This is a genomic window from Shewanella fidelis ATCC BAA-318, assembly GCF_000518605.1.
Taxonomy (GTDB): domain Bacteria; phylum Pseudomonadota; class Gammaproteobacteria; order Enterobacterales; family Shewanellaceae; genus Shewanella; species Shewanella fidelis.
Genome location: NZ_JADX01000017.1, coordinates 65,758 through 91,919, shown reverse-complemented (window position 1 = coordinate 91,919; position 26,162 = coordinate 65,758). Strand labels below are relative to the sequence as shown.

The following is a 26,162-nucleotide window of genomic DNA, read 5'->3' as shown; positions in this document are numbered from 1 at the left end:
TAAAAAACAATCTTAAAGCTTCTTTGCAATAAAGCATGGCTCTGTTATAACAAAGTCATGCTTTTTTATTAAGAGGTTAATATGGAACTCACTCCACTTGAAGCGCGTGTTATCGGTGTCCTGCTGGAAAAGGAGATCACCACTCCAGAACAATATCCCCTTTCTTTAAACAGTTTAACCTCTGGCTGCAATCAAAAAACCAGCCGCGAACCAGTGCTTAGCCTGAGTGAATCTGAGGTGCAAAACACCTTAGATGGTCTCGCTAAAAAACGACTCATCTCCGATCAATCAGGTTTTGGTAGCCGAGTCATCAAGTACAAGCATCGATTCTGTAATACTGAGTTTAGTGATCTTCAACTTAAGCCTGACGAACTCGCCATTATTTGCTTATTACTATTGCGAGGCCCACAAACGCCCGGAGAATTAAGAACCCGCAGCAATCGCCTATATGAATTTAACGATGTAGCCGAAGCGGAAGCAACCTTACGCAAACTACAACAGCGTGAATCACCTCTCGTAATGCTACTTGCTAAAGAGCCTGGCAAACGTGAAGCACGCTATCGTGAACTTCTAACGCCTCCTTCTAACATCGAACAACAAAACAGTGTCCCACTGCAGGTAAATTCTCAAGATTTAAATAGTGGTTCACAGCACACAGATCAACTAGAGCTCATACGTCGAGTACAAACACTGGAACAAGAAGTTGCTGAGCTAAAGGCGCAACTAAAAGAGCTACTTAAGTAGATACAAACATCCGTTAACAAGTTAGGTTAACCCTAATGCAAAAACGGTGTTAACCTAAGCCAACTTAATCATTCAATCATAAGGGATTAGTTTGGAAAATAACCCTCAGGCGAATAGCACGATTAAAAACACGCTATTACTCGCCCAATTTGAAGTCAAAAAAATGCTATTTAACCCTCGTGGGCTAATAGCGCTAATTGCATTTTCACTGGTCTGGATGCTGATATTACTCTATCCAATTAGTGGTGCTTCTACTTTTTTAATTAATCCAGATTTTAGAACCGTTATAGAAGGCTTTTTTGGCATCAACGCTGTGAGCGAGCTATTTGAGTGGCCGGTTGCAGAGCTTGCGGTTTATTGGATTGCTGCACTATATCTGTTCCCGCTTTTCAGTATATTTGTTTCAGCTGATCAATTTGCTAGCGATAAAGCCCGTGGCACCCTTAGATTTTTAACTCAGCGAGTAGGAAGAGACAGCTTGTTCTTTGGCCGCTTTATAGGCCACATGCTGCTGCAAAGTTTACTATTGTGCCTCACTGTTATTGCAACTATCGTACTTGCAGTAAGCAGGGAAACCAGCTTGTTATTACCGGCTCTCTATTCAGGCCTCATTGTCAGTATAAACTTAATCATAGTGCTATTACCCTACACTGCTCTTATGGCTATTTTGTCGCTTTATGCAAGCTCGGCACGACAAGCCACTATTTATGCAATTCTTGTTTGGGCAGCCATGTCTATCACCATTGCCATTATTAATAGCTACTTGCCTATTATTAATGTGTTAAAATGGCTATTGCCGGGTTCTCAGATCTCACTCATGATTAACACACAAGGTCTACAAAGCTTTATGTACGCACCTATCGCACTCATTCAAGCCTGCGCCTTACTATTTGCCGGTAAATTGTATATTAATAGGAGTGCGCTATGAGTTTAGTGACGTGCAAAGGACTGTCTAAATCCTACGGTGATAAGCAAGCACTGAAACAAGTTGATATTAGCCTTAATGCAGGTAACCCCATCGCATTAGTCGGTCCAAACGGAGCCGGTAAAACAACCTTGTTTAGCCTGCTGTGTGGCTATATTAAACCTACATCTGGCGAAATTAGTTTACTGGGTCATCCACCGGGCTCTGCCGCCCTACTCGGCCGCATAGCATCATTACCTCAGGACGCGCAGCTCGATCCTAATTTAGATGTTTTAACTCAGCTGAGCTTTTTTGCTAGTTTACAAGGTTTTGATAGCAAAGCTGCAAATGCTGAAGCACTGCGGGTGCTTAACTTAGTCGATCTCAGTGATAGCGCAAAACACAAGCCAAAGTCTTTAAGCCATGGCATGGCAAAGCGCGTATCAATAGCGCAAGCACTCATCGGCTCGCCAGAGCTGGTGCTACTTGATGAGCCAACTGCAGGTTTAGATCCGGCTAATGCCAAAAAAATCCGCGAACTAGTTAAGTCTCTATCAGCTAAAACCACCTTTATTATAAGTTCACACAACTTAGATGAACTGGAAAAGTTATGTGATCAAGTGCTGTATCTTGAACAAGGCCAATTGCAACAATCGGTGTCAATGAGTGAAGCCCAGCATGAAGACTACTTAACAGTGACAATGCAACGATGTGCACCAGCATCTTTAATTAATGCAGTACTGGGATTAGCAGATATTAGTGCTGTCGAAGAGAGAGAAAATAACCAATTTTTAATTAAACATAATAGCCAACAAGCCTATGCTATTGAAATAGCACTGCTACAGCTGTTTAAGCAAAACAACTGGCAATATAAAGCCATCCTAAAAGGCCGTACTTTAGAGGAGAAGTTATTCTCATAACGGTTTAGCCTGTGTTTATACCAATTAGTATAAGCAGTTGATCTACTCAGAGCGATTTTGGCAAACTAATTCAAGGCGAATAACTGAAAGAATGGTTGTTCCCTTGTGAAGTTATTTAACGCAGAAGTAGGCAGCCGAAAGCGCTCCAGAATGGCAACCAAATCTTTATATTAATTGGTATTACAATAAAACGGCGCTATATGCGTCGTTTTTTATTGCATAAAAGCAATCCCCCCACCCAACGCCATCAGGAACAATAGATTGAGAGCTAATTTTTCAAATTAGTATAATTATGGCAAGCGGAATTGAAGTGAGAAAGCATAGAGCCAAGAGGTGTCTCTCAAGGCGTATACCAATTAGTATAAGCAGTGATTTAACGCAGAAGTACCAAAAGCACTCAAGAACGGCGACCAAATCTTTATACTAATTGGTATTGAGGCAATAATTCATTTACACGGATTAAAACGAAAAAAGAGCCGTGGTAAACCACGGCTCTTCAAAATTCTGTATGATTAGCTAGTGCTAACCAAGCTGGTAACTTAGATAACAGTTACGTTCTCAGCTTGTGGGCCTTTTTGACCTTGAGTTACGGTGAAAGAAACTTTTTGACCTTCGTCAAGAGTTTTGAAACCGTCAGAGTTGATAGCGCGGAAGTGTACGAATACGTCTGGACCAGACTCTTGCTCGATAAATCCGAAACCTTTATCAGAGTTGAACCACTTAACAACGCCAGTAACTTGAGACATAATATTGAATCCTGTAAATATAAATTAAAGCCTTAACGGCGGTAAAGCTGGAAAATGCCGGTTTACTTAATGTTAACAGGACGAGCATTGTCGTATTGAACACATAAAAATAAGCCTAACCTTCAAGCTGCAAACACTATAAACCATTCTCATCATAAGTCAACACACATTCGTATCGGAATTTAGGGTGTTTTTACTTATATTTCTACAGCTTGCTAATTGGATCAAAAAATACACTTATACAAACGACTAGTTAACACTCACAACCGCTTTAAAAACAACCACAATGCTGCAGCCTTTGATTTACTGGGCTCTAAAGACTTCTACCTTAAAATCGAGCTCACAACTAAAACCTGATTTAGCCAAAGCTAATTTTTGTTGTTCTGTTAATTTCCAGTTATACGGGGTCATCTTCAAAAAGTGGCTGATATCGTCTTCATCCGTCAGCGTTAGCTGCTGTAAAATCCGTTCTTGATGGACGAGATCAAAGCCGTCAATTTGCGAAGCAGCATCAGTGTGTTCTTTCGGGTTATCATATATTAACTCTTTTAACGCAAAATGGTGTCGCGGCCCGGCACATACCGTTATTAAGGTGCCGCCAGACTTAACCACACGCTTTAACTCCTCATCTAATGAAGGTGCATAGATGCGAAGCATAAAGTCAAAACTGTTATCAGGGAATGGCATATCAAAGGCACTAGCCACGCTAAATGCAATTTTAGGATAACGCTTAGCTGCATACTTAAGCGCTGACTTACTGATATCAACACCATAAAGCGCAAAGTCTTGCGGTAGGCTTTCAACTAAACGGTTTGAATAATAGCCTTCACCACAACCAATATCTAATCCGCACTTCGCGTCTGGCGAATATTCGTTGGCAAGCAAATTAACTTTATCACTTAGGACTTGATAAAAACCTTTATTCAAAAACTCACGCCGAGCGAACATCATTTCTTTGTTATCACCAGGATCATTAGACTTCTTCTTTTGTACTGGCAATAGATTAACGTATCCCTCTTTTGCGCAATCAAACCTGTGATTGGCAGGACAACACCAGGTTTTATCTTGTTTCGATAACGCTTGCTGGCATAAAGGGCAACGGTAAATCATGTTTACATCTCCAAAGCAAAAGCTTGATATGGTGTGTACTTATATCATGCCCTTCGAATTCGTCGGGTGATACTTTATACGACTAAGACTCCAAGTATATTAATAGTGTTCAATGATGTTTAAACGCTGACTTGAACTATTAATACTTGCAAAAACAAGTCTAAAAAAAGGACGGCTATTCTACTGCCTAGTCCTATTTTGATCCAGCGGATAAAACTGCTACAAACGCCGACAAAGTAGTTGAGTTATATTAAGTAAACTAAGACATTTATATCGTGTCAGTGCTATGATGACTGCAATTATTGCTCGTAATAGCCTTTTAGATATGTCCATAAATAACCAACCCACCCTCTTCTGGCACGATTATGAAACTTTCGGGGCCAACCCAGCTAAAGATAGACCTTCTCAGTTTGCTGGTGTCCGCACCGATATGGATCTTAATATCATCGGCGAGCCAGAAACCTTTTATTGTAAACTGGCCAATGATTACTTGCCGTCACCAGAAGCAATTCTAATCACTGGGATCACCCCGCAACTGGCTAACTTAAAAGGCATGCCTGAAGCTGAGTTTATGAATAGGGTTAATAACCTATTTAGCCAACCTAAAACCTGTGTGGTGGGTTATAACTCACTGCGTTTTGACGATGAAGTTTCTCGCTATGGCTTTTATCGCAATTTTATCGACCCGTATGCTCGCGAGTGGCAAAACGGCAATAGCCGCTGGGATATTATTGACTTAGTTCGAGCCTGCTATGCCTTTAGACCTGAAGGCATTAACTGGCCAGAAAAAGAAGATGGCTCACCAAGCTTTAAACTTGAACAGCTTACAGTTGCCAACGGCTTAAGTCATGAAAAAGCCCATGATGCGATGTCAGATGTGTACGCGACTATCGATATGGCCAAGCTCATTAAAACCGTACAGCCAAAACTATTTGATTACTATTTTAGTCTTAGGCAAAAACAAACAGTGTCTAAACTGATTGACGTATTAGAAATGAAGCCACTTGTACATGTTAGCTCCAAGATAAGTGCACTAAATGGCTGTACCACCATTATTGCGCCTGTAGCGTATCACTCAACCAATAAGAATGCGGTTATATGCGTCAACCTTGCCATGGATGTGAGCCCACTTATTGAACTTAGTGTCGAGGAGATCCGTGAGCGCATGTACACTCGTCGCAGCGATTTAGCCCCTGATGAGTTACCTATCGGTTTAAAGCAGCTACATATCAATAAAAGCCCATTTATTGCAGGCGCAAAAACCTTAACCGATGAAAACGCGGCCAGATTGGATATTGATAAAGCATTTGCCCGCGAGCAATACAAAATACTTAAACAACACCCTGAGTTAAGAGAAAAGCTTGTAGCTGTATTTGACGTTGAACACGATTCAAGTCATGTCGATCCAGATCAAGCTCTATACAGTGGTGGATTTTTTAGCTCTGCTGACAAAGCCAAAATTGAAATCATTCGCAATACTCAGCCTAATAACCTTGCAGCATTAGAGCTTGATTTCGATGATGAACGTTTAGCTGAGATGCTATATCGATATCGTGCCCGTAACTACCCAGAAACGCTCAATGATGCCGAGCAGTATCGTTGGCGCGAGTTTTGTCAAAGCAAACTCAACGATCCTGACTATATTATTCGTTTAGAGAACTTAATCGAAGCAACCGAACAAGACGAAAACAAGCAAAAACTGTTACAGGCTCTATGTCATTACTTAAGAAGCCTATAGTCTTAGTTCTACAATAAATGCGACAACCACCTCATTCTATCTGCAATAAGCTAATTAGAATGATATTTCATTAGCGTTAACAAAAGGAAATAGCGTATGCAAGACAGATTTTTAAAAAGCATAGCTAAGTTACCTGAGTCACTAGCTACGGCCATCGTGCCATTGCTTGATAAAGATTTTGCAGGCCATATTGATGCTCAGCAACTGGCTGAGCTACAAAAAGCCACTCAAATGGAATTAGATGAACTGCTTTTAGCATTACTGCCAATTGCAGCGGCGTTAGCACGGCCCCCTATTAGTGAGTTCCATGTAGGTGCGATTGCCAAAGGTAAAAGCGGCGATATCTATATGGGCGCGAATATTGAACTTCCAGGTGAAGCCCTTTTTCATTCTGTTCATGCCGAGCAAAGTGCCATTAGCCACGCATGGCTCAGCGGTGAAAGTGTCATTGAAGACATCATAGTCAATGCCTCACCATGCGGTCATTGTCGTCAATTTATCAATGAACTCGTTGAAGGCAGTAAAGTAAAAATCCATTTACCTTCGCAAGACACGGCACCTTTGTCGCACTACCTTCCTTATGCATTTGGCCCAAGCGATCTTAACATTGAAACGCCATTGCTCACTAAGCAGCAACACGAGCTAATCTTAGACTCTAATGATCCTATGGTGATTGAAGCATTAGATCATGCTAGCTCAAGTTACGCGCCTTACACCAAAAATTACGCTGCAGTGGTATTAGAAACTAAAGACGGCGCAACCTATTGCGGTCGTTATGCTGAAAATGCAGCCTTCAACCCATCAATGCAACCTATGCAGATGGCATTATCCACCATGGCTCGCCATAACCGAGACTTCAGTGAAATTAATCGCGCAGTATTAATTGAATCATCTAAAGGCTTGGTATCTCTTGTGGGTGCGGCTATGGATGCGCTCCATAGTGTTGCTCCTATTGAGCTTGAACATATCGTTGCCGATCCTGAGTAACTCTAGAGTTAGCAGTTCAAAAACGAAAAAGGACCGCAATGCGGTCCTTTTTAATTTAAATGACAATAGTTAACGATGCTTTTCAAGCTTGGCAAGCAAGCTAGATGTATCCCAGCGCGAACCACCAATTGCTTGAACCTCAGAATAAAACTGATCGACCAATGCCGTTAACGGTAAATGTGAGCCATTACGACGTGCTTCAGCTAAGGCGATCCCTAAATCTTTACGCATCCAGTCTACGGCAAACCCCAAGTTATACTCCCCTTGCCACATGGTTTGATAACGATTTTCCATCTGCCAAGATTGCGCTGCGCCTTTACTGATCACCTCAACGACTTTTTCACCATCAAGGCCAGCGCTACGTGCAAAATGTAACCCCTCAGATAATCCTTGCACCACTCCTGCAATACAGATCTGATTGACCATCTTAGTTAACTGGCCTGCTCCTACGTCACCGAGTAGCTCCACGCATCTGGCATAGGACTCAATCACAGGTTTGGCTCTGTCAAATGTGGCTTGTTCACCACCAGCCATTACAGTTAACACTCCATTTTCAGCGCCTGCTTGACCACCCGATACTGGTGCATCAATGAAGCCTATATTCAGCGACTGTGCAACTTGGTTGATTTCGCGAGCAACATCAGCTGAAGCCGTTGTATGATCCACCAAAATACTTCCTGCATGCATACCCGCTAACACGCCTGTATCACCTAAGGTAACTTGACGTAAGTCATCATCATTGCCTACGCACATAAATACGATATCTTGACCTACTGCTGCGGCTTTAGGTGTAACTTCAAACCCGCCGTTATATTCATTCGCCCACTGCTGGGCTTTACTAACAGTGCGGTTAAAAACGGTAACTTGATGACCCTGTTTAACTAAATGCCCAGCCATGGGATAACCCATCACGCCTAGACCAATAAATGCGACTTTAGCCATTTGACTTCCTATTGTAGAGTGAGGTTGTTGCTATTTTTGAATCATTCTAAAGGCTTGCTGGTAAATAAAACAGCACAAACCAATAAAAAAGCCAACCCAAAGGTTGGCTTTAATCGCTTTATTAAGAATATGGCTAAGGCACTTGTAAAGATGGCTGCAAATCAACATGTGCTTGCATTTCAGCGCCAATCTTTTTGCGCATCTCCATCAAACGAATTGCAGATTCTCGCAATTCAATGTCCGCAGGTAACTCCGGCTTCCAATCCGGTACAGCTGTCGGCTGACCTTCATCATCGACAGCAACCATCACTAACACACAGTGAGTTGTTAAATGCCGATCTTGATGCTTTGGATCGCCAGCTTTAACATCAACTCCTAAGTGCATAGAGGTACGGCCTGTATAAATCACTTTAGCTGTAACCTCGACGATATTACCTACATGAATAGGTTTAACAAAACGGATGCCGCCAGCATAAGCGGTAATACAATATTTACCGCTCCACCCCGCTGCACATGCATAGCCAGCTAAGTCAATCCACTTCATCACGGCGCCGCCGTGTACTTTGCCACCAAAATTAACATCTGCAGGCTCTGCAAGAAATCTTAATGTTAACTGTCTCTCTAATCCGGCCATGTTGGACCTCAGTCTATTTGCTAACGATTAAGTATCTTACGTTATATTAGTGCCAGCAGCACCTATTAGCCAAACTGACCGACCAAAAAGCTACCACCTAATACCATAGGTAAAGCAAGACGATACACCCAAAGCTGGCTAGTCACGCCAAAGTACTTACCGCCATTAAATAATGTGTAAGCTGCAATACCTGCTAGAAATAGACCCATCACCTCAATGCCCGCAAGCACGCTATTAGCATTACTCACATCAATAGCGGTAATTAGCAACGCAAACCAAACAATACTAAATGCAGCAACAGCCATATTAAATGTTTTAACGCCAAGCTGTAAGTTAGGTAAACGTGCGGCAGATTCACCACGAATAAGTTCATTAATGTTTGCAGTGATGATGCCTAGAATTGGCATAATAGGAATAACAATTGGATTTAGCACTTTCGTGTCCCTTAGATAAGATCCGCATAACGCTCGATGTTGAGCAGATGCTGGCAGTATCTGCCTAAAGGTTGACATTTTCTAGCGGCTTTTTAACACATTAACTAAGGTTAATCCTCGGGTTATCCACTTTTAATATTTGCTTAAAATAGTGTGAACTTGTTCATGATTTCACTTTATTATAGCGAATAAAAAAGCGCCTTTCGGCGCTTTTAAAATAGTGTAGTTAACTGAGCTAATTATACTTTTTTGAAAAGTAGTGAGCCGTTAGTACCACCAAAACCAAATGAGTTACAAAGACCGTAGTCAAATGTGTAATCACGAGCAGTATGCGGCACAAAGTCGAGATCACAACCTTCATCTGGATTGTCTAAGTTAAGTGTCGGCGGGATCACCTGATCTTTTAGCGCAAGAATAGTAATAATTGCTTCAACAGAACCGGCTGCACCCAATAAATGCCCCGTCATAGATTTAGTCGAGCTAACGAGTAAGTCATATGCATGGTCGCCAAATACAGACTTCACGGCTGCAGCTTCAGCTTTGTCGCCTGCTGGAGTTGATGTGCCATGCGCATTGATATAACCGATCTGTTCACGGCCAACTTTAGCATCGTTAATCGCATTAACCATTGCGGCCGCAGCACCAGCACCGTCACTTGGTGGCGATGTCATATGGAATGCGTCGCCACTCATACCAAAGCCTACAAGCTCAGCATAAATCGTTGCTCCACGTGCTTTTGCATGCTCATATTCTTCAACAACCATAATGCCCGCACCGTCACCAATAACGAAGCCATCACGATCTTTATCCCATGGGCGGCTAGCCGCTTCTGGGTCGTCATTGCGTGTTGAAAGCGCTTTTGCTGAACCAAAGCCACCTACAGCTAGCGGACAAGTAACATCTTCAGCACCACCCGCAATCATTACGTCAGCATCACCGTAGGCAATGGTACGAGCTGCAAAACCAATATTGTGCACGCCAGTGGTACAAGCCGTAGTTACCGCAAAGTTAGGGCCTGTCATGCCATACTTTATCGATAAATGACCTGCAATCATGTTGATAATGGTACTTGGTACGAAAAATGGTGAAATCTTACGAGGACCACCTTTGAGCAGTGCAGCATGATTTTGCTCAATCAATGGCATACCACCCATACCAGCGCCAATAGCAGTACCTACGCGGGCTGGATCGAGTTTATCCATTTCAAGGCCTGAATCTTCAACAGCTTGAATGCCTGCCGCCATACCGTATTGGATGAATAAATCCATTTTACGGGCGTCTTTGCGAGACATGTACTGCTCAACATCAAAATCTTTAACTGAGCCGCTAATACGGGTGGTAAACTCACTCGCATCAAACTTGGTTATCGGTGCAATACCACTCTTGCCAGAAACCAATGCTTTCCATGAAGAATCGACTGTATTTCCCACTGGGCTAACTAAGCCTAAGCCCGTTATGACTACTCGACGTTTAGACACGCGGTCACCTTTTTTACTATAAAAATGAATAACTATGATAGCTGCAAAGAAGTTGAACTACCAATACCTATACCCTGTATTTGAGAATGCGATTTCTCAGGGCTTTGCCAGTTCTGGTTGGAATAGTACTTATTTAGGTGAACAAGTACTTTGGGGTAAATCAAACACAAAAAATGAACTTCAACCAGCGGCAGCTAGAAACAAAAACAGGCGGCAAAATTGCCGCCTGTTTTCAAGAATTCTAGATTACTGATTCTTAGAAACGTAATCGATCGCTGCTTGAACAGTAGTGATCTTTTCAGCTTCTTCATCAGGGATCTCGGTGTCAAACTCTTCTTCTAGAGCCATAACCAACTCAACAGTGTCTAGAGAATCCGCACCTAAATCGTCAACGAAAGATGCTGCTGATTTAACGTCTTCTTCTTTAACACCTAGTTGCTCGATGATGATTTTCTTTACACGTTCTTCGATGTTGCTCATTAGTTTTCTTTCCTATTCAAATTACGCACTTGCGCAAGATTGCGAGTAGTTTATTGAATTTGGCAGACATTGCAAGCTTAACTTTCGTGGTCTAACCACAATCAAGCCTGCAGTTGATGCAGATCACCCTAAGGCGATAACAGCCTGCCGTTCCCTTTAAACCATGTACATGCCGCCATTCACATGGAGAGTTTCCCCAGTGATGTAAGCAGCAGAGTCAGACGCTAAAAAGAGGACTGCGTGAGCAATTTCCTGCGCCTGACCAAGCCTTTCCATTGGCACTTGAGACATAATAGCTTGTTGCTGGTCTTCCGTCAGCTCATCTGTCATATCAGTCTGGATAAATCCAGGAGCAATAGCATTAACTGTAATTTGACGAGATGCAACCTCTCTTGCAAGAGATTTTGTAAATCCGATCAAACCAGCTTTAGCTGCAGAGTAGTTAGTTTGCCCTGCATTGCCCATTGTGCCTACTACAGAACCAATATTGATGATGCGCCCTTGACGCTTTTTCATCATAGGTCTCATAACCGCTTTTGAAGTGCGGAACAAAGATGTTAGGTTGGTATCTAGGATATCATTCCATTCATCATCTTTCATGCGCATTAACAAATTGTCACGGGTAATGCCTGCATTGTTGACTAAAATATCAACATCGCCTGCTTTTTCTTTAATCGTTTCAAACAAGGCTTTAACTGAGTCGCCATCTGTAACGTTTAAAACAAGACCATGGCCTTTATCGCCTAAATAAGCTTGAATCGCTTCAGCGCCACGTTCACTTGTTGCTGTACCAATAACCACAGCACCTGCTGAAACTAATGTTTCTGCAACTGCGCGGCCAATACCACGGCTTGCGCCAGTGACAAGAGCAACTTTTCCCGTCAGATCAAAACTAATACTCATTAAATTTCCTTATGCGGTCAATGCCGTTAATGATGCTTCATCGTTTACAGCTTGTGCTGATAGCGAGCGATTAATACGTTTAGTTAAACCGGTTAATACTTTGCCTGGTCCAATTTCAAACAGATTAGTCGTACCATTTGATGCCATAAATTCAACTGTTTCTGACCAACGTACTGGGCAGTATAGTTGACGAACTAATGCATCTTTAATCTCTTCAGCAGATGTAGGGCTTGCTACATCAACGTTATTAATCACTTGAACAGCTGGGGTATTAAATTCGATATCGGCTAGTGCTAGGGCCAGCTTATCTGCTGCAGGCTTCATTAGTTGGCAGTGTGACGGCACGCTTACAGGTAATGCTACAGCCATTTTCGCACCGTTAGCTTTACATAATGCAGCAGCGCGTTCAACAGCAGCTTTTTCACCTGCGATAACAACTTGTCCTGGGCTGTTGTAGTTCACCGGGCTCACTACATCACCTTCAGATGCTTGTTCACATGCTTTAGCGATCGCATCATTATCAAGACCAATAATGGCAAACATCGCTCCGGTACCAGCAGGTACGGCTTGCTGCATAAGCTGACCACGCAGTTCAACTAGTTTGATTGCCGCTGCAAAATCAATTACTCCAGCACAAACAAGTGCAGAGTACTCACCTAAACTATGACCCGCCATTACGCTTGGTGCCGCTTTGCCTGATGCTAAGAATGCGCGGTAAATAGCAACACTCGCCGCTAATAAAGCTGGTTGGGTTTTGTCTGTTTCATTTAGGGTTTCAATAGGTCCTTGCTGAACCAATTCCCATAAATCATATCCAAGCACACTGCTTGCCTGCGCAAAGGTTTCACCGATAATTGCATGAGACTGCGCAAGCTCAGCTAACATGCCTAACGCTTGTGAACCTTGTCCAGGGAATACAAAAGCCGTATTTTCCATATTTATTTACCTTTCAATCCGCGTGTACTTTTTAAAATAAATTCAAACGCTACTTAAAAACGAACTAAAGCACTTCCCCAGGCAAATCCTGCGCCGAAGGCTTCAAGTAACAATAATTGTCCGCGCTGAATACGGCCATCTCTCACTGCTTCATCAAGTGCAATCGGCACAGATGCAGCTGATGTATTACCGTGTTTGGCGAGTGTTAGTACAACCTTATCTAGGCTCATATCTAACTTTTTAGCCGTAGCTTTAATGATCCTAAAGTTCGCCTGATGTGGCACCAACCAATCAATTTCTGATTTATCAACATTGTTATGACGCAGTGTTTCGGTCACAACATGCGACAACTGAGTCACGGCAACTTTAAACACATCATTGCCTTTCATTGTCATGTAGCCGACGGCTTCAGACGTTTCACCTTTACGCGGTGGAATAGAACATTTCAGCAAATCACCTTGACGGCCATCAGCAAAGATGTGCGTAGAAATAATACCCGGCTCATCTGAGCGGCCTACGACTGCAGCACCAGCGCCGTCGCCAAACAAAATGATAGTAGAACGATCTTCAGGTTCACATAAACGTGATAGAACATCTGCTCCAATAACGAGTACATTGTTTGCTGCGCCTGATTTGACATATTGGTCAGCAACAGACAGCGCATAAACAAAACCAGAACATGCTGCTGCAATGTCAAATGCAGGGATAGTATGAATACCTAGCATGGCTTGTATTTCACAAGCGGCTGCTGGGAACGCATTGCTAGCACTGGTGGTGCCACAAACAATCATATCAATTTCAGATGCGTCAATGCCTGCCATCTCAATGGCTTTTAGCGCAGCTTGGTATCCCATAGTGGCAACAGTTTCATCTGCTGCAGCGATTCGACGTTCAGAAATACCAGTACGTTCTACGATCCATTGATCAGTTGTTTCAACCATCTTTTCAAGATCGAGATTACTGCGCACTTGCACGGGCAGATAACTACCAGTACCAAGAATTTTTGTATGCATAAGGAATTTATCAGCTATTAATGTCTAAAAGAATCGACTCAAGACGATCTTCAATCATCTGCGGGAGTCGACGTTGTGCTTCAGTTGCTGCCAAATTAATTGCTTGTAAAAAAGCAGCTTCGTCTGCACACCCATGACTTTTTACTACAATTCCGCGCAATCCTATCAGACTTGCACCATTATAGTGGTCGGGGTTCATCTGATTTAACAAGGAACGTATACGTGGCGCGATGATTTTTGAGAGAAGTCGCACAAAAAAGCCTTGGCTCAAGCCTTTTTTTAGCTGGTGCACCAATAAACGTGCAATACCCTCAGAGGTTTTTAAGGTGATATTTCCAACAAAACCATCACAGACAATCACATCTACATTACCAGAGTAAATCTCATCACCTTCAATAAACCCGGTATAGTTTATTTGAGGAATTTGTTGCAGTAGTTGACCAGCTTGCTGTACCTGATCATTACCTTTTATCTCTTCAATGCCCACATTAAGTAATGCAACCTTGGGTGACACCGTTTTATCGACTGTTTCACACAGTACTGATCCCATGACCGCAAACTGGAATAACGTTTCAGAATCACAAGAAACATTCGCGCCTAAGTCTAGTAGATAAACCGGAGTATTGTTCACCGCTGGTAAACAACTCACAAGCGCCGGACGGTCAATGCCAGGTAAGGTCTTTAGTAGCACTTTAGACATGGCCATTAAGGCACCGGTATTACCCGCGCTCAGGCAAGCTTGTGCTTTTCCATCACGCACTAACTCAATCGCTAAGCGCATAGAGCTTTGTTTTCGATTTCTTAAGGCGTGCACAGGTCGATCAGACATAGTCACCACTTCGGTGGTATGTTTAATCTCAATTCGGCGTATTAATGCTGGGTCGGCAGATGCTAAATGTTCGTCTATTTGGGTTTTATCGCCCACTAGTACGATTTTTAAGAGGGGGTTTAAGCGAAGTGCCTGCAAAGTTGCAGGCACTGTGATGCGGGGACCAAAGTCGCCCCCCATCGCATCTAACGCAAGCGTCAGATTTGTCATAAGGGTGTCAACAAATTACTTGTTGATAACCTTTTGACCACGGTAGTAACCGTCCGCAGTCACGTTGTGACGACGGTGTAGTTCACCACTCGTTGCATCCACTGATAATTGAGCTGTGCTCAAAGAATCGTGTGAACGACGCATACCGCGCTTAGAACGAGATTTTTTATTCTGTTGTACAGCCATTGGCCCTGTCTCCTAGATTACTTGCTCTTCAGTTTTTCTAACACTGCAAACGGATTTGGACGCTCCTCTTGAGCGGGTTCGATCTCGCCTACAACTATGTCTTGCTTACCAAGATGACAATCTTCATTCTCATGCATGGCAATCAAAGGCATAGCAATTATCAATTCATCTTCAATCAATTGATGTAGACGAATTTCGCCAATTTCATTGCACTCAATAGGCTCATACGCATCCGGGAGCTCATCGATTTCAGCTTCAGTCTTACAAAGTCCAAAACTAAACTCGACCGTAACCTCAGTGGTAAATAGTGTCATACAACGTTGACAATCCAGAGTGAGCTCCGTCACAGCCTTCCCGTTAAGGTAGACTATCCCCTGTATATCTACGCCGCATTCAATCGACACTGCCACGTCAGAACAGTCGCCGGCACATAATTCATTTAATCGCTTTAACTGCTTACCAGGCACCATGCCTTTATAAGAAACTTGGCTACTGGCAGCGCGAACGGGATCAATTGAAACCGGTATCTTTACTGTTTGCATAAGGCGCGCATATTACCGTGAAATTCCACAAAGTCAATACCCTCATATGATTGCATTAAATTATTGCTTACTTCATCGGCTAAGTGAGTTGTTAGGTGGCCGCATTATATAAGAAAGGCAAGCGTCATGACATTAATTTTCACATACAAATTGATCTAAGTGTTCGTAAAATCATCGGCGCTGTCGATGCTTTTATATGAATAACCCCGTCAACCTGCCCTCTTAGGACTTAGCCTATAACTAAAGATAGACCAATTATAAGCTTGAATTCGATATTGCTAAAAAGAGAATAGCCCTTAGCTTATGTTGCATCTGTATTATCAGCCAGTTTTGACTGGCCACTATGATTAGAAACGCCAGCTGCCCAATGAACCACCACATGATCAAGTTTAGCGATAACTTCTCGTGCTAATGCTCCCAATACTATAGCCGCCAAGATTGTCGGATAGAAGGGACGACTGACATCACCACTTAAGTGAACAACAACCGACAACATGACAATGATCGCTAACCATAACTTAAACATAGAGCACTCCTGTTTCGCATCAAAGAATAATGAGCATAAAGCTTAAAATGTATGTTCAGGATAAGCTAAGGAGCTGTACCACCGCTGAATACGTCACTTTTACATCAATTTAAAGTCATTATTGATACATTCCGTCATATTCTAGATTGTGCTCGCTCAATCGGTTATTCCGAGCTGATGAGAAGTTGCTTTGCGCTAACGGTTCATTTTGGTCATAATTGCCCACTTACAAGCAAAACGACAACAATTAAAAAACTCATTATCACTGAGACTATTTTTTACCTAGCACAGGGCCTTTTCATGTCTGCTCAGATTGTACTTGCATCAACCTCCCCTTTTCGGCAACAGCTACTGCAAAAACTGCAGCTAGCATTTATCAGTTGCTCTCCAGATGTAGATGAAACTCCGTTAGCAAATGAGTCCCCTCGCGAATTAGTGTTGCGTTTAGCGCACAGTAAAGCCGCGGCGGGCTTAGTACAGCATCCTGACTCTATTGTGATTGGCTCAGATCAAGTAGCCGTCATTGATGGAAAAATTATTGGCAAGCCACTAAACCGTGAAACCGCCATTCAACAGTTAAGCTCTGCAAGCGGCAAAGCGATTACCTTTTATACCGGAGTCGCAGTTCATAATGGCGTAAACGCTAAGCAAGAGGCAATCGTTGAACCTTTTACCGTACACTTTAAGACACTTAGTCATAGTCAGATCTGTAACTATATTGATAAAGAGCAACCTTTTTATTGCGCTGGTAGCTTTAAAAGTGAAGGGTTAGGTATCGCACTGTTCGAAAGGCTTGAAGGCAAAGATCCCAATACACTCGTTGGATTACCACTAATATCACTCATTGAACTACTCGAAAAACAAGGAGTTTCCATCTTGTAGTAACCAGCTCTTAATCACTATAAACAACTAGGTAAAATAGAAAAAATAAAATTACCAGCACAATAATAGTTACTCAACTAAAATTAGCCTTATCAAGCTGCGGTTTCAGCGAAATGGAATAGCTACATAAGCGAGAATCTTGCAGCATAAAGACTATGACTCAATAACAACGGCTCACTTTTCAGGTTTATTGATTTAACGGTTGAGAAAGGACTATGACCAACATAGAGGAAGCGTTAGCACTACTGGCTGCACCCTATACCGATGAACGTTTCTTTACCCGAGCACTAAGTGCGTTAACTTTGGTAACTCAATGCAGATGGGCCGGTTTTGCTCGGCTATCAAATCAACCAGGCTTCGGCGAAGTGATTGCATTCTGCGACGGTAAGAAAAGTATACCTAGCTTTCAGTTTGAGTTAAAAGGCTCTCCTTGTGAGCAAGTTTATTTAGACACAGAAAAGTATCACTTAATTTTCAATAAAGACCTGCAAAATCGCTTTCCAGACTTTCATTTAATCAAATCACTAGGTGCCAATAGCTACCAAGCAGAGAAGATTGTTAATGAGTCTGGAGAAATACTTGGGCACATTTTTGTACTGGACCCACTTCCTCAGTCAGAAAATACCAAGTCGAAAGAGTTTTTTAGGTTACTCGCTCAGCGAATTGGCGTTGAATATCACCGTCACATCATCAGCCAAGAATTAGTGCAACATCAGCAAATGATCTCAAGTTCAGAACAATATATGTCTTTTGTTGATACTGACTATATCTACCGTGTTGTCTCTAAAGGTTATGAAACGCTATTTAATTTAACTCAGGAGCAGATTATTGGTAAACGAGTAGTAGAGCTTCACGGTTTGCCAGTATTTGAAAAACAGATCAAACCACTATTGGATAGGTGCTTTTCGGGCGAACAAATAAAAACCCAAGTTTGGATCCACCCACCACACATAGCTCAACCTATATTTCTCGACGTGCATCACAACCCTTATTACGACGCCAGTGGAAAAGTAAAAGGTTCAATCGTTTCTGCCCACAATATTACAGAGTTAGAGCAAGCTAAAAACAGAGTTGAATTTTTAGCCAATCATGACAGCCTAACAGGATTGGCCAATAGGCGCTCTTTGTTCCAACAGTTCGAGAAGTTACTTGCGGTACAAAGTAATAGTAGCAATAGAGTAGCGATAATCTATATTGATATTGATGATTTTAAATCTATAAATGATAGTTTTGGTCATCAGGTTGGCGACATCGTTTTAAAAGAAATCGCCAAACTGTTAACGCAACACTGCACTCAACATGACACTGTAGCCCGAATAGGCGGTGATGAATTCGTTTTGATCACCACATTCCCAAGTACAGGGCAGCAGTCAAGCGCACAAAGTTTGCTCCACCGATTACGCGAACAGCTACAGCAGATATTATGCACTTCTCTCGTCATTGATGGTAAACAGGTAGACGTAAGCGCCAGTATTGGTTTCCATTTAGTCAGTGACACATCAGCAAAACCGTCAACGCTGATCAGCCATGCCGACAATGAAATGTTTAAATACAAGCAAAAGCACAGCCGCCGTGGTTAAAGAAGATATCCCTCTGCGTGCCTAGCAAAACACCGCTAGCTGGCGCCTTAAATCAAACCACTTTACTTACAAATAGTCAGCAACTCTGTCGGGTGATGGATAATCGCCTTTGGACGAGCCTGTAGTAAGCGACTTTCACTATGCGCGCCATAACTCACGCCGACAGCATCAACACCAGCATTATTCGCCATATTTAAATCATGTAGCGAGTCACCCACCATAAGCGCCCGATTGGGGCTAACTTTCAGTTCTTCAAGCAACTCAAGGATCATGTCCGGATTAGGCTTACTTTTTGACTCGTCAGCACATCGGCTCGACTCAAAGTGACGGCCAAGGCCTGTTTCGCTAAGCACTCGGTTCAATCCGTTTCTACCTTTACCTGTAGCAACTGCTAAGCGGTAGTCTCGTGAACTGAGTTCATTTAACAACAGTTCACTTCCGTCAAACAACGGACTTGGGGTTTTGTTGAGTGTTAGATAATGATCTTTGTACGAATTAATCATTGGTCCAAAGTCAGTAACTGGCATCAATGGGTAAAGCACCTTAAATGCCTCCTCCATAGAGAGACCGATAACATCTCTCACCGCTTGCTCAGATGGGATCTCGATAGACACCGCAGTGGCCATCTGCTGCATGCAAGTAACAATTTTACTGACAGAATCCATTAAGGTTCCATCCCAATCAAAAATGACTAATTCGTAAGGCTTCATACTTTCTTTAACTTCTTTAAGGTTGATTCGAGTATTGGGTCTAAAGGTGCTTTTACTTGCATCACTTCTTCAGTTTCTGGATGGGTAAACTTTAACTGCGCAGCATGCAAAAATAATCTATTCAGCCCATGCACTCGCATTGAGTCATCGAACTTTTGCTCACTGTACTTTTCATCACATGCAATAGGATGCCCAGTATATTGACAATGCACACGAATTTGGTGGGTACGACCAGTCACTGGACTAGCCTGAACTAATGTCGCATCACTATAACGCTGAAGGATCTTAAAACGAGTTTCAGATTCTTTACCTTCTTTATTGACACGTACAATACGTTCACCGGATTTTAGTGTCAGTTTCAATAAAGGGGCTTTTACTACTTTATCGTGAGCTTGCCATTCACCGCGAACTAATGCCATGTAATCTTTCTGCATTTTCTTGTATCTCAACTGATCATGCAGATGACGCAATGCACTCCGCTTTTTGGCAATCAGTAATACGCCCGAGGTTTCTTTATCTAAACGGTGAACCAGTTCTAAGAACTTTTGTTGGGTACGAAGCGAACGCATGGCTTCAATAACACCAAACTCAACACCGCTACCACCATGAACCGCAATGCCTGCAGGCTTATTCAATACGATAAGGTATTTGTCTTCAAATAGGATCCGCTCTTCAAGTTGCGACACTTTGGTCAACTTCGCTGAAGGGCCGGGTCTACCTTCACTCTCAGATATTCTAACTGGTGGGACGCGTACAACATCACCTTCAGCCAATTTATATTCTGGCTTGATACGCTTTTTGTTTACACGTACCTCCCCTTTACGCACGATCCGATAGATCATACTTTTAGGTACGCCTTTGAGCTTAGTAACAAGAAAATTGTCTATACGTTGTCCAACGTGGTCCTCATCAATAGTGACCATTTGAACCTGTGCTTTTGAAGATGGAGTATTCATGTTGCGCCGTTATATATTTCGTTGCCACGCATTGTACAACAACTCAAAAGAATTGTGCCTTTCCATTTGCTGATTTTATTGATTATTGCTATATTTCCCTCGCTATTGCTGGCGTTCTACGGATTAAGTATCCCTTAGCTAGCGTGGTAAAACGTTACAGTATGAGACTAAAAATGTTTTTGCATTGATAGTAAATCATTGATTTACGGGTCGTTGTATCAATAAAAAGGCCACAAAAACTGCCTTCACGACTAAATCAAAGCACAGACCCAACTTACAACTGGTTTCTCTACTGAAAACGCCACAATTTCGAAGAATAATTTTAACTCGTCGTCAGACGCTACCATTTCGAATTGGCATTACTGGAAAGAATTTAAGAATTTATGGGGTTGGTTGACATTTAACAACGAATTCCTTGTTTTTTGTAAACATAAAAAAATAAGCCATAAATAGGATGCGACACGCAGTGAATGCGTCTAACAATTAATGCGCACCTTGCCTAGAGACTAGCCGTGAGGCTATGTATTGTAAGTCTAGGCCCGTAATGCAGTGAAATTTGTAACGTTTGATGACCTTATATAAAGAAGAATTACGTCATCATGAAACGGATGTTAATCAATGCGACTCAATCTGAAGAGTTGCGCGTTGCCCTTGTTGATGGGCAACAACTTTATGATTTGGATATTGAAAGTCCAGGTCATGAACAGAAAAAAGCAAATATCTATAAAGGTACCATCACTCGAGTTGAACCGTCTCTTGAAGCGGCTTTCGTTGATTACGGTGCTGAGCGTCACGGCTTCCTGCCACTAAAAGAAATCGCTCGAGAATACTTTCCGAAAGGTTACTCTTTCCAAGGCCGACCTAGCATTAAGGAAGTGGTAAAAGAAGGCCAAGAAGTTATTATTCAAATTGATAAAGAAGAACGTGGCAACAAAGGTGCTGCGCTAACAACCTTTATCAGTCTAGCTGGTTCTTACCTAGTACTAATGCCAAATAACCCTCGTGCTGGCGGTATTTCACGTCGTATCGAAGGTGATGAGCGTACTGAGCTAAAAGCCGCTCTTGCTGAGCTTGAAGTACCACAAGGTATGGGTCTTATTGTCCGTACTGCAGGTGTAGGTAAAGATCCTGCTGAGCTAAAGTGGGACTTAAAAGTACTTCAGCATCACTGGGCAGCAATTAAAGAAGCTGCTGAAAGTGCCCCTGCTCCTTTCCTAATTCACCAAGAAAGTAATGTTATTGTTCGCGCCATTCGTGACTACTTACGTCGTGATGTAGGCGAGATTTTAATTGATCACCCACGTATTTATGAACAAGCAAAAGAGCACGTTTCTTTAGTACGTCCTGATTTTGTTGAACGTATCAAGCGTTATGACGCTGAAGTGCCACTGTTCACTCATTACCAAATTGAGACACAAATTGAGTCTGCTTTCCAACGTGAAGTACGTTTACCGTCTGGTGGCTCGATTGTTATTGATCCAACAGAAGCATTAACCTCTATCGATATTAACTCCGCTCGCGCAACCAAAGGCGGTGATATCGAAGAAACGGCGCTAAATACTAACCTAGAAGCTGCTGATGAAATTGCTCGTCAATTACGTCTACGCGACTTAGGTGGTTTAGTTGTTATCGACTTTATCGATATGACGCCAGTACGCCATCAACGTGAAGTTGAAAAGCGTATGCAAGATGCTGTACACCATGACCGCGCTCGTGTGCAGTTGGGTCGCATTTCACGCTTTGGTTTGATGGAAATGTCACGCCAACGTCTTCGCCCTTCATTGGAAGAGTCTGCAGCTCACCTATGTCCTCGCTGTCATGGTCAAGGCACGATTCGTGGCACAGAATCTTTAGCGCTATCAATTCTTCGTCTAATGGAAGAAGAAGCGATTAAAGAAAACACGTCTCAAATTGAAGCGGTTGTACCTGTTGATGTTGCTGCTTTCTTGCTAAACGAAAAGCGCAAAGCAATCCGCATCACTGAAAAGCGTCACAATGTTGAAGTGTATGTGATCCCTGATCCTAACATGACAACGCCAGACTATCGTGTTGTTCGTCACCGTAAAGATGATGAGATCAGTGAGTCAAGCTACAAGCTATTAGAAAAAGAAGAATCTAAGTTATACGAACCTCGTAAACTTGAGCGAGCCGCTTCTCCTCAGCCTGCACTTAAAGGCTTCTCAACGCCGAAAAAAGCCTTAGCTGAAAACACTAAGCCTGCAGCACCGAAGAAAGAAGAACCAGGTTTCTTTGCGAAAATCGCAGCAGCGATTAGTTCACTTTTTGGTAGTAAAGAAGAGCCAAAGCCTGAGCCTAAGAAGCAAGAAAAAGACAACCGTAATCAAGGTCGCAATAACAATCGTCGCAACAATAGTAACCGTCGCAACGATAACCGTCGTAACCGTAACGAAAACGCGGATCAAGCAAAAGATAAGCGCAAAAACAACCGTAACGACAATAGTGACAATCGTTCTTCTGCGGAAGAAAATACCAAACGCCAATCTCGTAATGAGAAACCGCGTAAAGATAATAAAGCTGAACAATCAAATGATCAGCCAAAGCAAGAGGCTGCACGCGAACGTCGCCAACGTCGCAACATGCGCCGTAAGGTACGTGTCAATAACGAGCAGCAAGAAGAAGTTAAAGCTGATGCCGTAGCCACTGAAGCGCAAGCCCAAGTGAAAGCGACAAACGATGAGAAGCCAGCAAAACCTAAACGTCAACCACGTAAGCCAAAAGCTAAAGTGGAAACTGTTGAGAATGTAAACGCTGAACAAACTGTTGTTGAAACTTCTGCACCTAAAGCGACAGAAGAAGCAAAAGCAGTTGCTGAAAAAGTAACTGACAAGGTTGCTGCAGAGGTTAACACTCAAGCAGAAGCTGACACTGCTGTTAATGCAACAGAAAATACAGTTGCTACAGAAGAAACAACGCGTGAACCACGTGATGGTCAACGCAGAAGTCGTCGCAGTCCTCGTCATCTACGTGCAGCCGGCCAACGCCGTCGCCGTGATGAAGATGCGCAGCAAAACGATGCAAATGCAACTCCTGCATTTGAACCAAATGTAGTTGAAGATGCTTCAGCAACAAAAGAGGTTCAAGCGCCTGTTGTTGTCGTAGCCGAAACAGCAATCGAGCCAATCGAGGTTGCTTCTGTACAAATGCCAAAAACAGAAACTGCTGAAGCTAAAGTTGAGGCACCTGTGGTAACTGAAACTGCTGAAGCTAAAGTTGAAGCACCTGTTGTTACTGAAACTGCTGAAGCTAAAGTTGAGGCACCTGTGGCAACTGAAACTGCTGAAGCTAAAGTTAAGGCTCCAGTGGCAACTGAAACTGCTGAAGCTAAAGTTGAGGCACTTGTTGTTACTGAAACAGCTGAAGCTAAAGTTGAAGCACCAGTGGTAACTGAAACTGCTGAAGCTAAAGTTGAAGCACCAGTGGTAACTGAAACTGCTGAAGCTAAAGTTGCAGCGCCAGTGGTAACTGAAACTGTTGAAGCTAAAGTTGAGGCACCTGTGGTAACAGAAACAGCTGAAGCTAAAGTTGCAGCACCTGTTGTTACTGAAACTGCTGAAACTAAAGTTGCAGCACCTGTTGTTACTGAAACTGTTGAAGCTAAAGTTGAGGCACCTGTTGTTGAAGAAGCGACTGAAGCTAAAGTTGCAGCACCAGCTACCGCCGAAACTACCGCGACTAAATCAGCATCAGCGCCTATGGCAAAGCCGGCAGCAATTGCGCCAGCGCCAGCTAAAGTCGAAGTTGACACAAAAGTGGAAACTCCAGCACAAGCTGTTGCAGCTAAACCTGCAGTGAAAGCAACCAGCCGCTTTGGCTCAATGGTAATGTCTGAAACGGCTAAACCATCAGTTGAAAGCCGTGAAAACGTGGCAACACCTGCAGGCCGTCAATATCAAGCTTCTGCATCAACTGAAGCGGCAAAACCAAAAGTCGTAAACAGCGCGAACTCTGATACTGCTCGAACCTAATACAGTTCGTTGAGTTAACTAAAAGCCATGCATTCGTGCATGGCTTTTTTATGTTCAAACTGCGCTATTTTTGTTAGTATGCGCGGCCAACACACCTTTACAATTAAACAATATTTTAACAGAGGTTAAATGTTCGATCTTATTCGCCACAAAACAGCCAGCCATAAGGCTGATTTACTATCAGGGCTTACCGTCGCCCTTGCTTTGGTTCCTGAAGCCGTTGCATTCGCCTTCGTCGCAGGCGTTGAGCCTATGGTTGGTTTATATGCCGCCTTTATCATGGGCCTTATCACCGCACTGATTGGCGGTCGACCAGGTATGATTTCTGGTGCCACTGGAGCGATGGCTGTCGTGATGGTAGCGCTTGTAGCCGAACATGGTGTGCAGTATTTATTTGCAGCTGTTGTACTGGCTGGGCTAATTCAAGTTTCAGCGGGTGTGTTCAAACTGGGTAAGTTTATTCGTATTGTGCCTTACCCTGTAATGATTGGCTTTGTAAACGGCTTGGCCATTGTTATTTTCCTTGCCCAGTTAGGACAATTTAAAACACCTGACGCAAATGGTGTAATGAGTTGGCTACCGCAAGATCAGCTAATTTTAATGCTTGGCCTAGTAGCGTTGACTATGGCAATCATTCAATTTTTACCTAAATTAACCACTGCTATCCCATCATCATTAGCGGCTATTCTTACCGTGACCTTGTTGGTGACTTTCTTAAATCTTGATACTCGAACTGTACTGGACTTTTTAAAGTCGATGAGCGGTGATGAAAATGCCACCATTGCAGGTAGTCTGCCGACATTTTCAATTCCAGCGGTCGAGTTTAGCTTAGAAACCTTATATATCATTTTACCTTACTCGCTCATTCTTGCTGCAGTTGGCTTAATTGAATCGCTATTGACCCTAACTGTCATCGATGAAATGACTGGAACTCGTGGCCGTGGTAACAAAGAGTGTATCGGTCAAGGTGTGGGTAACATTACAAGTGGCTTCTTTGGCGCTATGGGGGGCTGCGCCATGATTGGTCAGTCAATGATCAATATTAACTCCGGCGGACGTGGTCGTTTATCCGGTATTACTGCAGCTGTTGCCCTACTGGCCTTCATTTTATTTGGCTCATCGTTAATTGAAATGATCCCGCTAGCAGCACTTGTTGGTGTGATGTTTATGGTGGTATTAGGTACCTTCGAATGGGCAAGCTTCAAAGTGATGCGTAAAGTCCCTAAGCACGATGCCTTTGTAATTGTACTGGTTACTATCGTCACAGTATTTACTGACCTTGCATTTGCAGTATTCGTCGGTGTTATCGTTTCAGCCCTGGTATTTGCTTGGGAGCATGCAAAACATATCAATGTAGAGATCAGTGAAGATCAAAATGGTTGGAAAGTGTATAAACTAAATGGCCCACTGTTTTTTGGTTCAGTAGCTGAGTTTTTAGAGCTATTTCACGCAAAAACAGATCCACAAGATGTGATTGTTGATTTCCAAAACTCACGAGTTTGCGACCATTCAGCGCTTGACGCAATTGACACACTCGCAGAGCGTTACGTTGGCGCAGGCAAACGCCTACACCTACGCCATCTAAGTAAAGACTGTAAAGCGTTATTAGATAAGGCTGGTGATCTCGTTGAAGTCAATCTCATTGAAGATCCGCACTATAAAGTGGCTGACGATAAACTTGATTCGTAGGCAGACTTTAACAACCCATTCGGATTAGTATTATAAAAAGACAGGCAATGCCTGTCTTTTTATTACGCTTAATCTCCCTAATACCTATTAGTATTAG

General features: G+C 42.8%; 25 protein-coding genes. 9 read left to right on the top strand and 16 right to left on the bottom strand.

Features of this window, described 5'->3' with window-relative positions; all coding sequences use genetic code 11:
• Positions 1-81 precede the first annotated feature (81 nt).
• The 3 genes from L884_RS0108620 to L884_RS0108610 all read left to right on the top strand — a co-directional run bounded on the left by L884_RS0108620 (position 82) and on the right by L884_RS0108610 (position 2,568).
• Positions 82-744, top strand: coding sequence for a YceH family protein (locus L884_RS0108620; protein WP_028767118.1), 663 nt, complete (start codon positions 82-84; stop codon positions 742-744).
• Between the two features lie 91 nt (positions 745-835).
• Positions 836-1,672, top strand: a complete 837-nt coding sequence (locus L884_RS0108615) for an ABC transporter permease subunit (protein ID WP_028767117.1) — start codon at positions 836-838, stop codon at positions 1,670-1,672.
• A complete protein-coding gene (locus tag L884_RS0108610) occupies positions 1,669-2,568 on the top strand; it encodes an ABC transporter ATP-binding protein (protein WP_028767116.1) in 900 nt (299 codons plus the stop codon). The genes L884_RS0108615 and L884_RS0108610 overlap by 4 nt, the downstream gene beginning before the upstream one ends.
• Positions 2,569-3,107: 539 nt before the next feature.
• Here the strand turns inward: L884_RS0108610 and L884_RS0108605 are convergent.
• Both L884_RS0108605 and rlmA read right to left on the bottom strand, forming a co-directional pair.
• The gene (locus L884_RS0108605; RefSeq protein WP_028767115.1) at positions 3,108-3,314 is read right to left on the bottom strand and encodes a cold-shock protein; all 207 of its coding nucleotides are present in this window, start codon (positions 3,312-3,314) and stop codon (positions 3,108-3,110) included.
• 303 nt (positions 3,315-3,617) lie between these two features.
• Entirely contained in the window at positions 3,618-4,424 is an 807-nt protein-coding gene (rlmA, locus tag L884_RS0108600; protein ID WP_028767114.1) for a 23S rRNA (guanine(745)-N(1))-methyltransferase, read from the bottom strand.
• 325 nt (positions 4,425-4,749) lie between these two features.
• On the opposite strand from rlmA, the gene sbcB reads away from it, so the two are divergent.
• The gene (sbcB, locus tag L884_RS0108595) at positions 4,750-6,162 is read left to right on the top strand and encodes an exodeoxyribonuclease I (RefSeq protein ID WP_028767113.1); all 1,413 of its coding nucleotides are present in this window, start codon (positions 4,750-4,752) and stop codon (positions 6,160-6,162) included.
• Between the two features lie 96 nt (positions 6,163-6,258).
• Positions 6,259-7,149 (top strand): cytidine deaminase, encoded by an 891-nt coding sequence (gene cdd / locus L884_RS0108590; protein WP_028767112.1) that lies wholly within the window; start codon positions 6,259-6,261, stop codon positions 7,147-7,149.
• Between the two features lie 69 nt (positions 7,150-7,218).
• Here the strand turns inward: cdd and L884_RS0108585 are convergent, their stop codons facing one another.
• From L884_RS0108585 to L884_RS0108530, 12 genes are all read right to left on the bottom strand, one after another.
• Positions 7,219-8,091: an NAD(P)-dependent oxidoreductase gene (locus L884_RS0108585; protein WP_028767111.1), complete on the bottom strand. Its 873-nt coding sequence runs from the start codon at positions 8,089-8,091 to the stop codon at positions 7,219-7,221.
• Positions 8,092-8,224: 133 nt separating this feature from the next.
• Positions 8,225-8,725, bottom strand: coding sequence for an acyl-CoA thioesterase (locus tag L884_RS0108580; RefSeq protein ID WP_028767110.1), 501 nt, complete (start codon positions 8,723-8,725; stop codon positions 8,225-8,227).
• Between the two features lie 65 nt (positions 8,726-8,790).
• Entirely contained in the window at positions 8,791-9,159 is a 369-nt protein-coding gene (locus tag L884_RS0108575; RefSeq protein WP_028767109.1) for a hypothetical protein, read from the bottom strand.
• A gap of 239 nt (positions 9,160-9,398) precedes the next feature.
• Complete coding sequence (fabF, locus tag L884_RS0108570) at positions 9,399-10,637, bottom strand: beta-ketoacyl-ACP synthase II (protein WP_028767108.1); 1,239 nt, start codon at positions 10,635-10,637, stop codon at positions 9,399-9,401.
• 246 nt (positions 10,638-10,883) lie between these two features.
• Complete coding sequence (gene acpP, locus L884_RS0108565; protein ID WP_011496723.1) at positions 10,884-11,117, bottom strand: acyl carrier protein; 234 nt, start codon at positions 11,115-11,117, stop codon at positions 10,884-10,886.
• A gap of 156 nt (positions 11,118-11,273) precedes the next feature.
• The gene (gene fabG, locus L884_RS0108560) at positions 11,274-12,020 is read right to left on the bottom strand and encodes a 3-oxoacyl-ACP reductase FabG (RefSeq protein ID WP_028767107.1); all 747 of its coding nucleotides are present in this window, start codon (positions 12,018-12,020) and stop codon (positions 11,274-11,276) included.
• Between the two features lie 9 nt (positions 12,021-12,029).
• On the bottom strand, positions 12,030-12,956 hold the full coding sequence (gene fabD, locus L884_RS0108555) for an ACP S-malonyltransferase (RefSeq protein WP_028767106.1): 927 nt from the start codon (positions 12,954-12,956) through the stop codon (positions 12,030-12,032).
• Between the two features lie 53 nt (positions 12,957-13,009).
• Positions 13,010-13,969 (bottom strand): beta-ketoacyl-ACP synthase III, encoded by a 960-nt coding sequence (locus L884_RS0108550; RefSeq protein ID WP_028767105.1) that lies wholly within the window; start codon positions 13,967-13,969, stop codon positions 13,010-13,012.
• 10 nt (positions 13,970-13,979) lie between these two features.
• The gene (gene plsX / locus L884_RS0108545) at positions 13,980-15,008 is read right to left on the bottom strand and encodes a phosphate acyltransferase PlsX (RefSeq protein ID WP_028767104.1); all 1,029 of its coding nucleotides are present in this window, start codon (positions 15,006-15,008) and stop codon (positions 13,980-13,982) included.
• Between the two features lie 15 nt (positions 15,009-15,023).
• Positions 15,024-15,194: a 50S ribosomal protein L32 gene (gene rpmF, locus L884_RS0108540; protein WP_028767103.1), complete on the bottom strand. Its 171-nt coding sequence runs from the start codon at positions 15,192-15,194 to the stop codon at positions 15,024-15,026.
• Between the two features lie 17 nt (positions 15,195-15,211).
• Positions 15,212-15,736 carry a 23S rRNA accumulation protein YceD gene (gene yceD / locus L884_RS0108535; protein ID WP_028767102.1) on the bottom strand — a complete coding sequence of 175 codons (525 nt, stop codon included), beginning with the start codon at positions 15,734-15,736 and terminating at the stop codon, positions 15,212-15,214.
• 301 nt (positions 15,737-16,037) lie between these two features.
• Complete coding sequence (locus L884_RS0108530) at positions 16,038-16,262, bottom strand: hypothetical protein (protein ID WP_028767101.1); 225 nt, start codon at positions 16,260-16,262, stop codon at positions 16,038-16,040.
• A 300-nt stretch (positions 16,263-16,562) separates the two neighbouring features.
• Here L884_RS0108530 and L884_RS0108525 point away from each other — a divergent pair, with 300 nt between their 5' ends.
• Together L884_RS0108525 and L884_RS0108520 are read left to right on the top strand one after the other, a co-directional pair.
• Positions 16,563-17,144: a Maf family protein gene (locus L884_RS0108525; protein WP_028767100.1), complete on the top strand. Its 582-nt coding sequence runs from the start codon at positions 16,563-16,565 to the stop codon at positions 17,142-17,144.
• Between the two features lie 215 nt (positions 17,145-17,359).
• A complete protein-coding gene (locus L884_RS0108520) occupies positions 17,360-18,724 on the top strand; it encodes a sensor domain-containing diguanylate cyclase (RefSeq protein WP_028767099.1) in 1,365 nt (454 codons plus the stop codon).
• A gap of 62 nt (positions 18,725-18,786) precedes the next feature.
• On the opposite strand, the gene L884_RS0108515 is transcribed toward L884_RS0108520, so the two are convergent.
• Positions 18,787-19,434 carry an HAD-IA family hydrolase gene (locus L884_RS0108515; RefSeq protein ID WP_028767098.1) on the bottom strand — a complete coding sequence of 216 codons (648 nt, stop codon included), beginning with the start codon at positions 19,432-19,434 and terminating at the stop codon, positions 18,787-18,789.
• Positions 19,431-20,390, bottom strand: a complete 960-nt coding sequence (gene rluC / locus L884_RS0108510; protein ID WP_028767097.1) for a 23S rRNA pseudouridine(955/2504/2580) synthase RluC — start codon at positions 20,388-20,390, stop codon at positions 19,431-19,433. Before rluC ends, L884_RS0108515 begins: the two co-directional genes overlap by 4 nt.
• Before the next feature lie 599 nt (positions 20,391-20,989).
• Between rluC and rne the strand changes: the two genes are divergently transcribed.
• Both rne and L884_RS0108500 read left to right on the top strand, forming a co-directional pair.
• Positions 20,990-24,376 carry a ribonuclease E gene (gene rne, locus L884_RS0108505; RefSeq protein ID WP_028767096.1) on the top strand — a complete coding sequence of 1,129 codons (3,387 nt, stop codon included), beginning with the start codon at positions 20,990-20,992 and terminating at the stop codon, positions 24,374-24,376.
• A 129-nt stretch (positions 24,377-24,505) separates the two neighbouring features.
• Positions 24,506-26,065 carry a SulP family inorganic anion transporter gene (locus tag L884_RS0108500; protein WP_028767095.1) on the top strand — a complete coding sequence of 520 codons (1,560 nt, stop codon included), beginning with the start codon at positions 24,506-24,508 and terminating at the stop codon, positions 26,063-26,065.
• Positions 26,066-26,162: the final 97 nt, after the last annotated feature.

Bases quoted from the DNA above. Each gene is read 5' to 3' on its own strand.
- L884_RS0108620 (WP_028767118.1), top strand. From the start codon at position 82: ATGGAACTCACTCCACTTGAAGCGCGTGTTATCGGTGTCCTGCTGGAA.
- L884_RS0108610 (WP_028767116.1), top strand. From the start codon at position 1,669: ATGAGTTTAGTGACGTGCAAAGGACTGTCTAAATCCTACGGTGATAAG.
- L884_RS0108605 (WP_028767115.1), bottom strand. From the start codon at position 3,314: ATGTCTCAAGTTACTGGCGTTGTTAAGTGGTTCAACTCTGATAAAGGT.
- rlmA (WP_028767114.1), bottom strand. From the start codon at position 4,424: ATGATTTACCGTTGCCCTTTATGCCAGCAAGCGTTATCGAAACAAGAT.
- sbcB (WP_028767113.1), top strand. From the start codon at position 4,750: ATGTCCATAAATAACCAACCCACCCTCTTCTGGCACGATTATGAAACT.
- cdd (WP_028767112.1), top strand. From the start codon at position 6,259: ATGCAAGACAGATTTTTAAAAAGCATAGCTAAGTTACCTGAGTCACTA.
- L884_RS0108585 (WP_028767111.1), bottom strand. From the start codon at position 8,091: ATGGCTAAAGTCGCATTTATTGGTCTAGGCGTGATGGGTTATCCCATG.
- L884_RS0108580 (WP_028767110.1), bottom strand. From the start codon at position 8,725: ATGGCCGGATTAGAGAGACAGTTAACATTAAGATTTCTTGCAGAGCCT.
- acpP (WP_011496723.1), bottom strand. From the start codon at position 11,117: ATGAGCAACATCGAAGAACGTGTAAAGAAAATCATCATCGAGCAACTA.
- fabG (WP_028767107.1), bottom strand. From the start codon at position 12,020: ATGAGTATTAGTTTTGATCTGACGGGAAAAGTTGCTCTTGTCACTGGC.
- fabD (WP_028767106.1), bottom strand. From the start codon at position 12,956: ATGGAAAATACGGCTTTTGTATTCCCTGGACAAGGTTCACAAGCGTTA.
- L884_RS0108550 (WP_028767105.1), bottom strand. From the start codon at position 13,969: ATGCATACAAAAATTCTTGGTACTGGTAGTTATCTGCCCGTGCAAGTG.
- plsX (WP_028767104.1), bottom strand. From the start codon at position 15,008: ATGACAAATCTGACGCTTGCGTTAGATGCGATGGGGGGCGACTTTGGT.
- rpmF (WP_028767103.1), bottom strand. From the start codon at position 15,194: ATGGCTGTACAACAGAATAAAAAATCTCGTTCTAAGCGCGGTATGCGT.
- yceD (WP_028767102.1), bottom strand. From the start codon at position 15,736: ATGCAAACAGTAAAGATACCGGTTTCAATTGATCCCGTTCGCGCTGCC.
- L884_RS0108530 (WP_028767101.1), bottom strand. From the start codon at position 16,262: ATGTTTAAGTTATGGTTAGCGATCATTGTCATGTTGTCGGTTGTTGTT.
- L884_RS0108525 (WP_028767100.1), top strand. From the start codon at position 16,563: ATGTCTGCTCAGATTGTACTTGCATCAACCTCCCCTTTTCGGCAACAG.
- L884_RS0108520 (WP_028767099.1), top strand. From the start codon at position 17,360: ATGACCAACATAGAGGAAGCGTTAGCACTACTGGCTGCACCCTATACC.
- L884_RS0108515 (WP_028767098.1), bottom strand. From the start codon at position 19,434: ATGAAGCCTTACGAATTAGTCATTTTTGATTGGGATGGAACCTTAATG.
- rluC (WP_028767097.1), bottom strand. From the start codon at position 20,390: ATGAATACTCCATCTTCAAAAGCACAGGTTCAAATGGTCACTATTGAT.
- rne (WP_028767096.1), top strand. From the start codon at position 20,990: ATGAAACGGATGTTAATCAATGCGACTCAATCTGAAGAGTTGCGCGTT.
- L884_RS0108500 (WP_028767095.1), top strand. From the start codon at position 24,506: ATGTTCGATCTTATTCGCCACAAAACAGCCAGCCATAAGGCTGATTTA.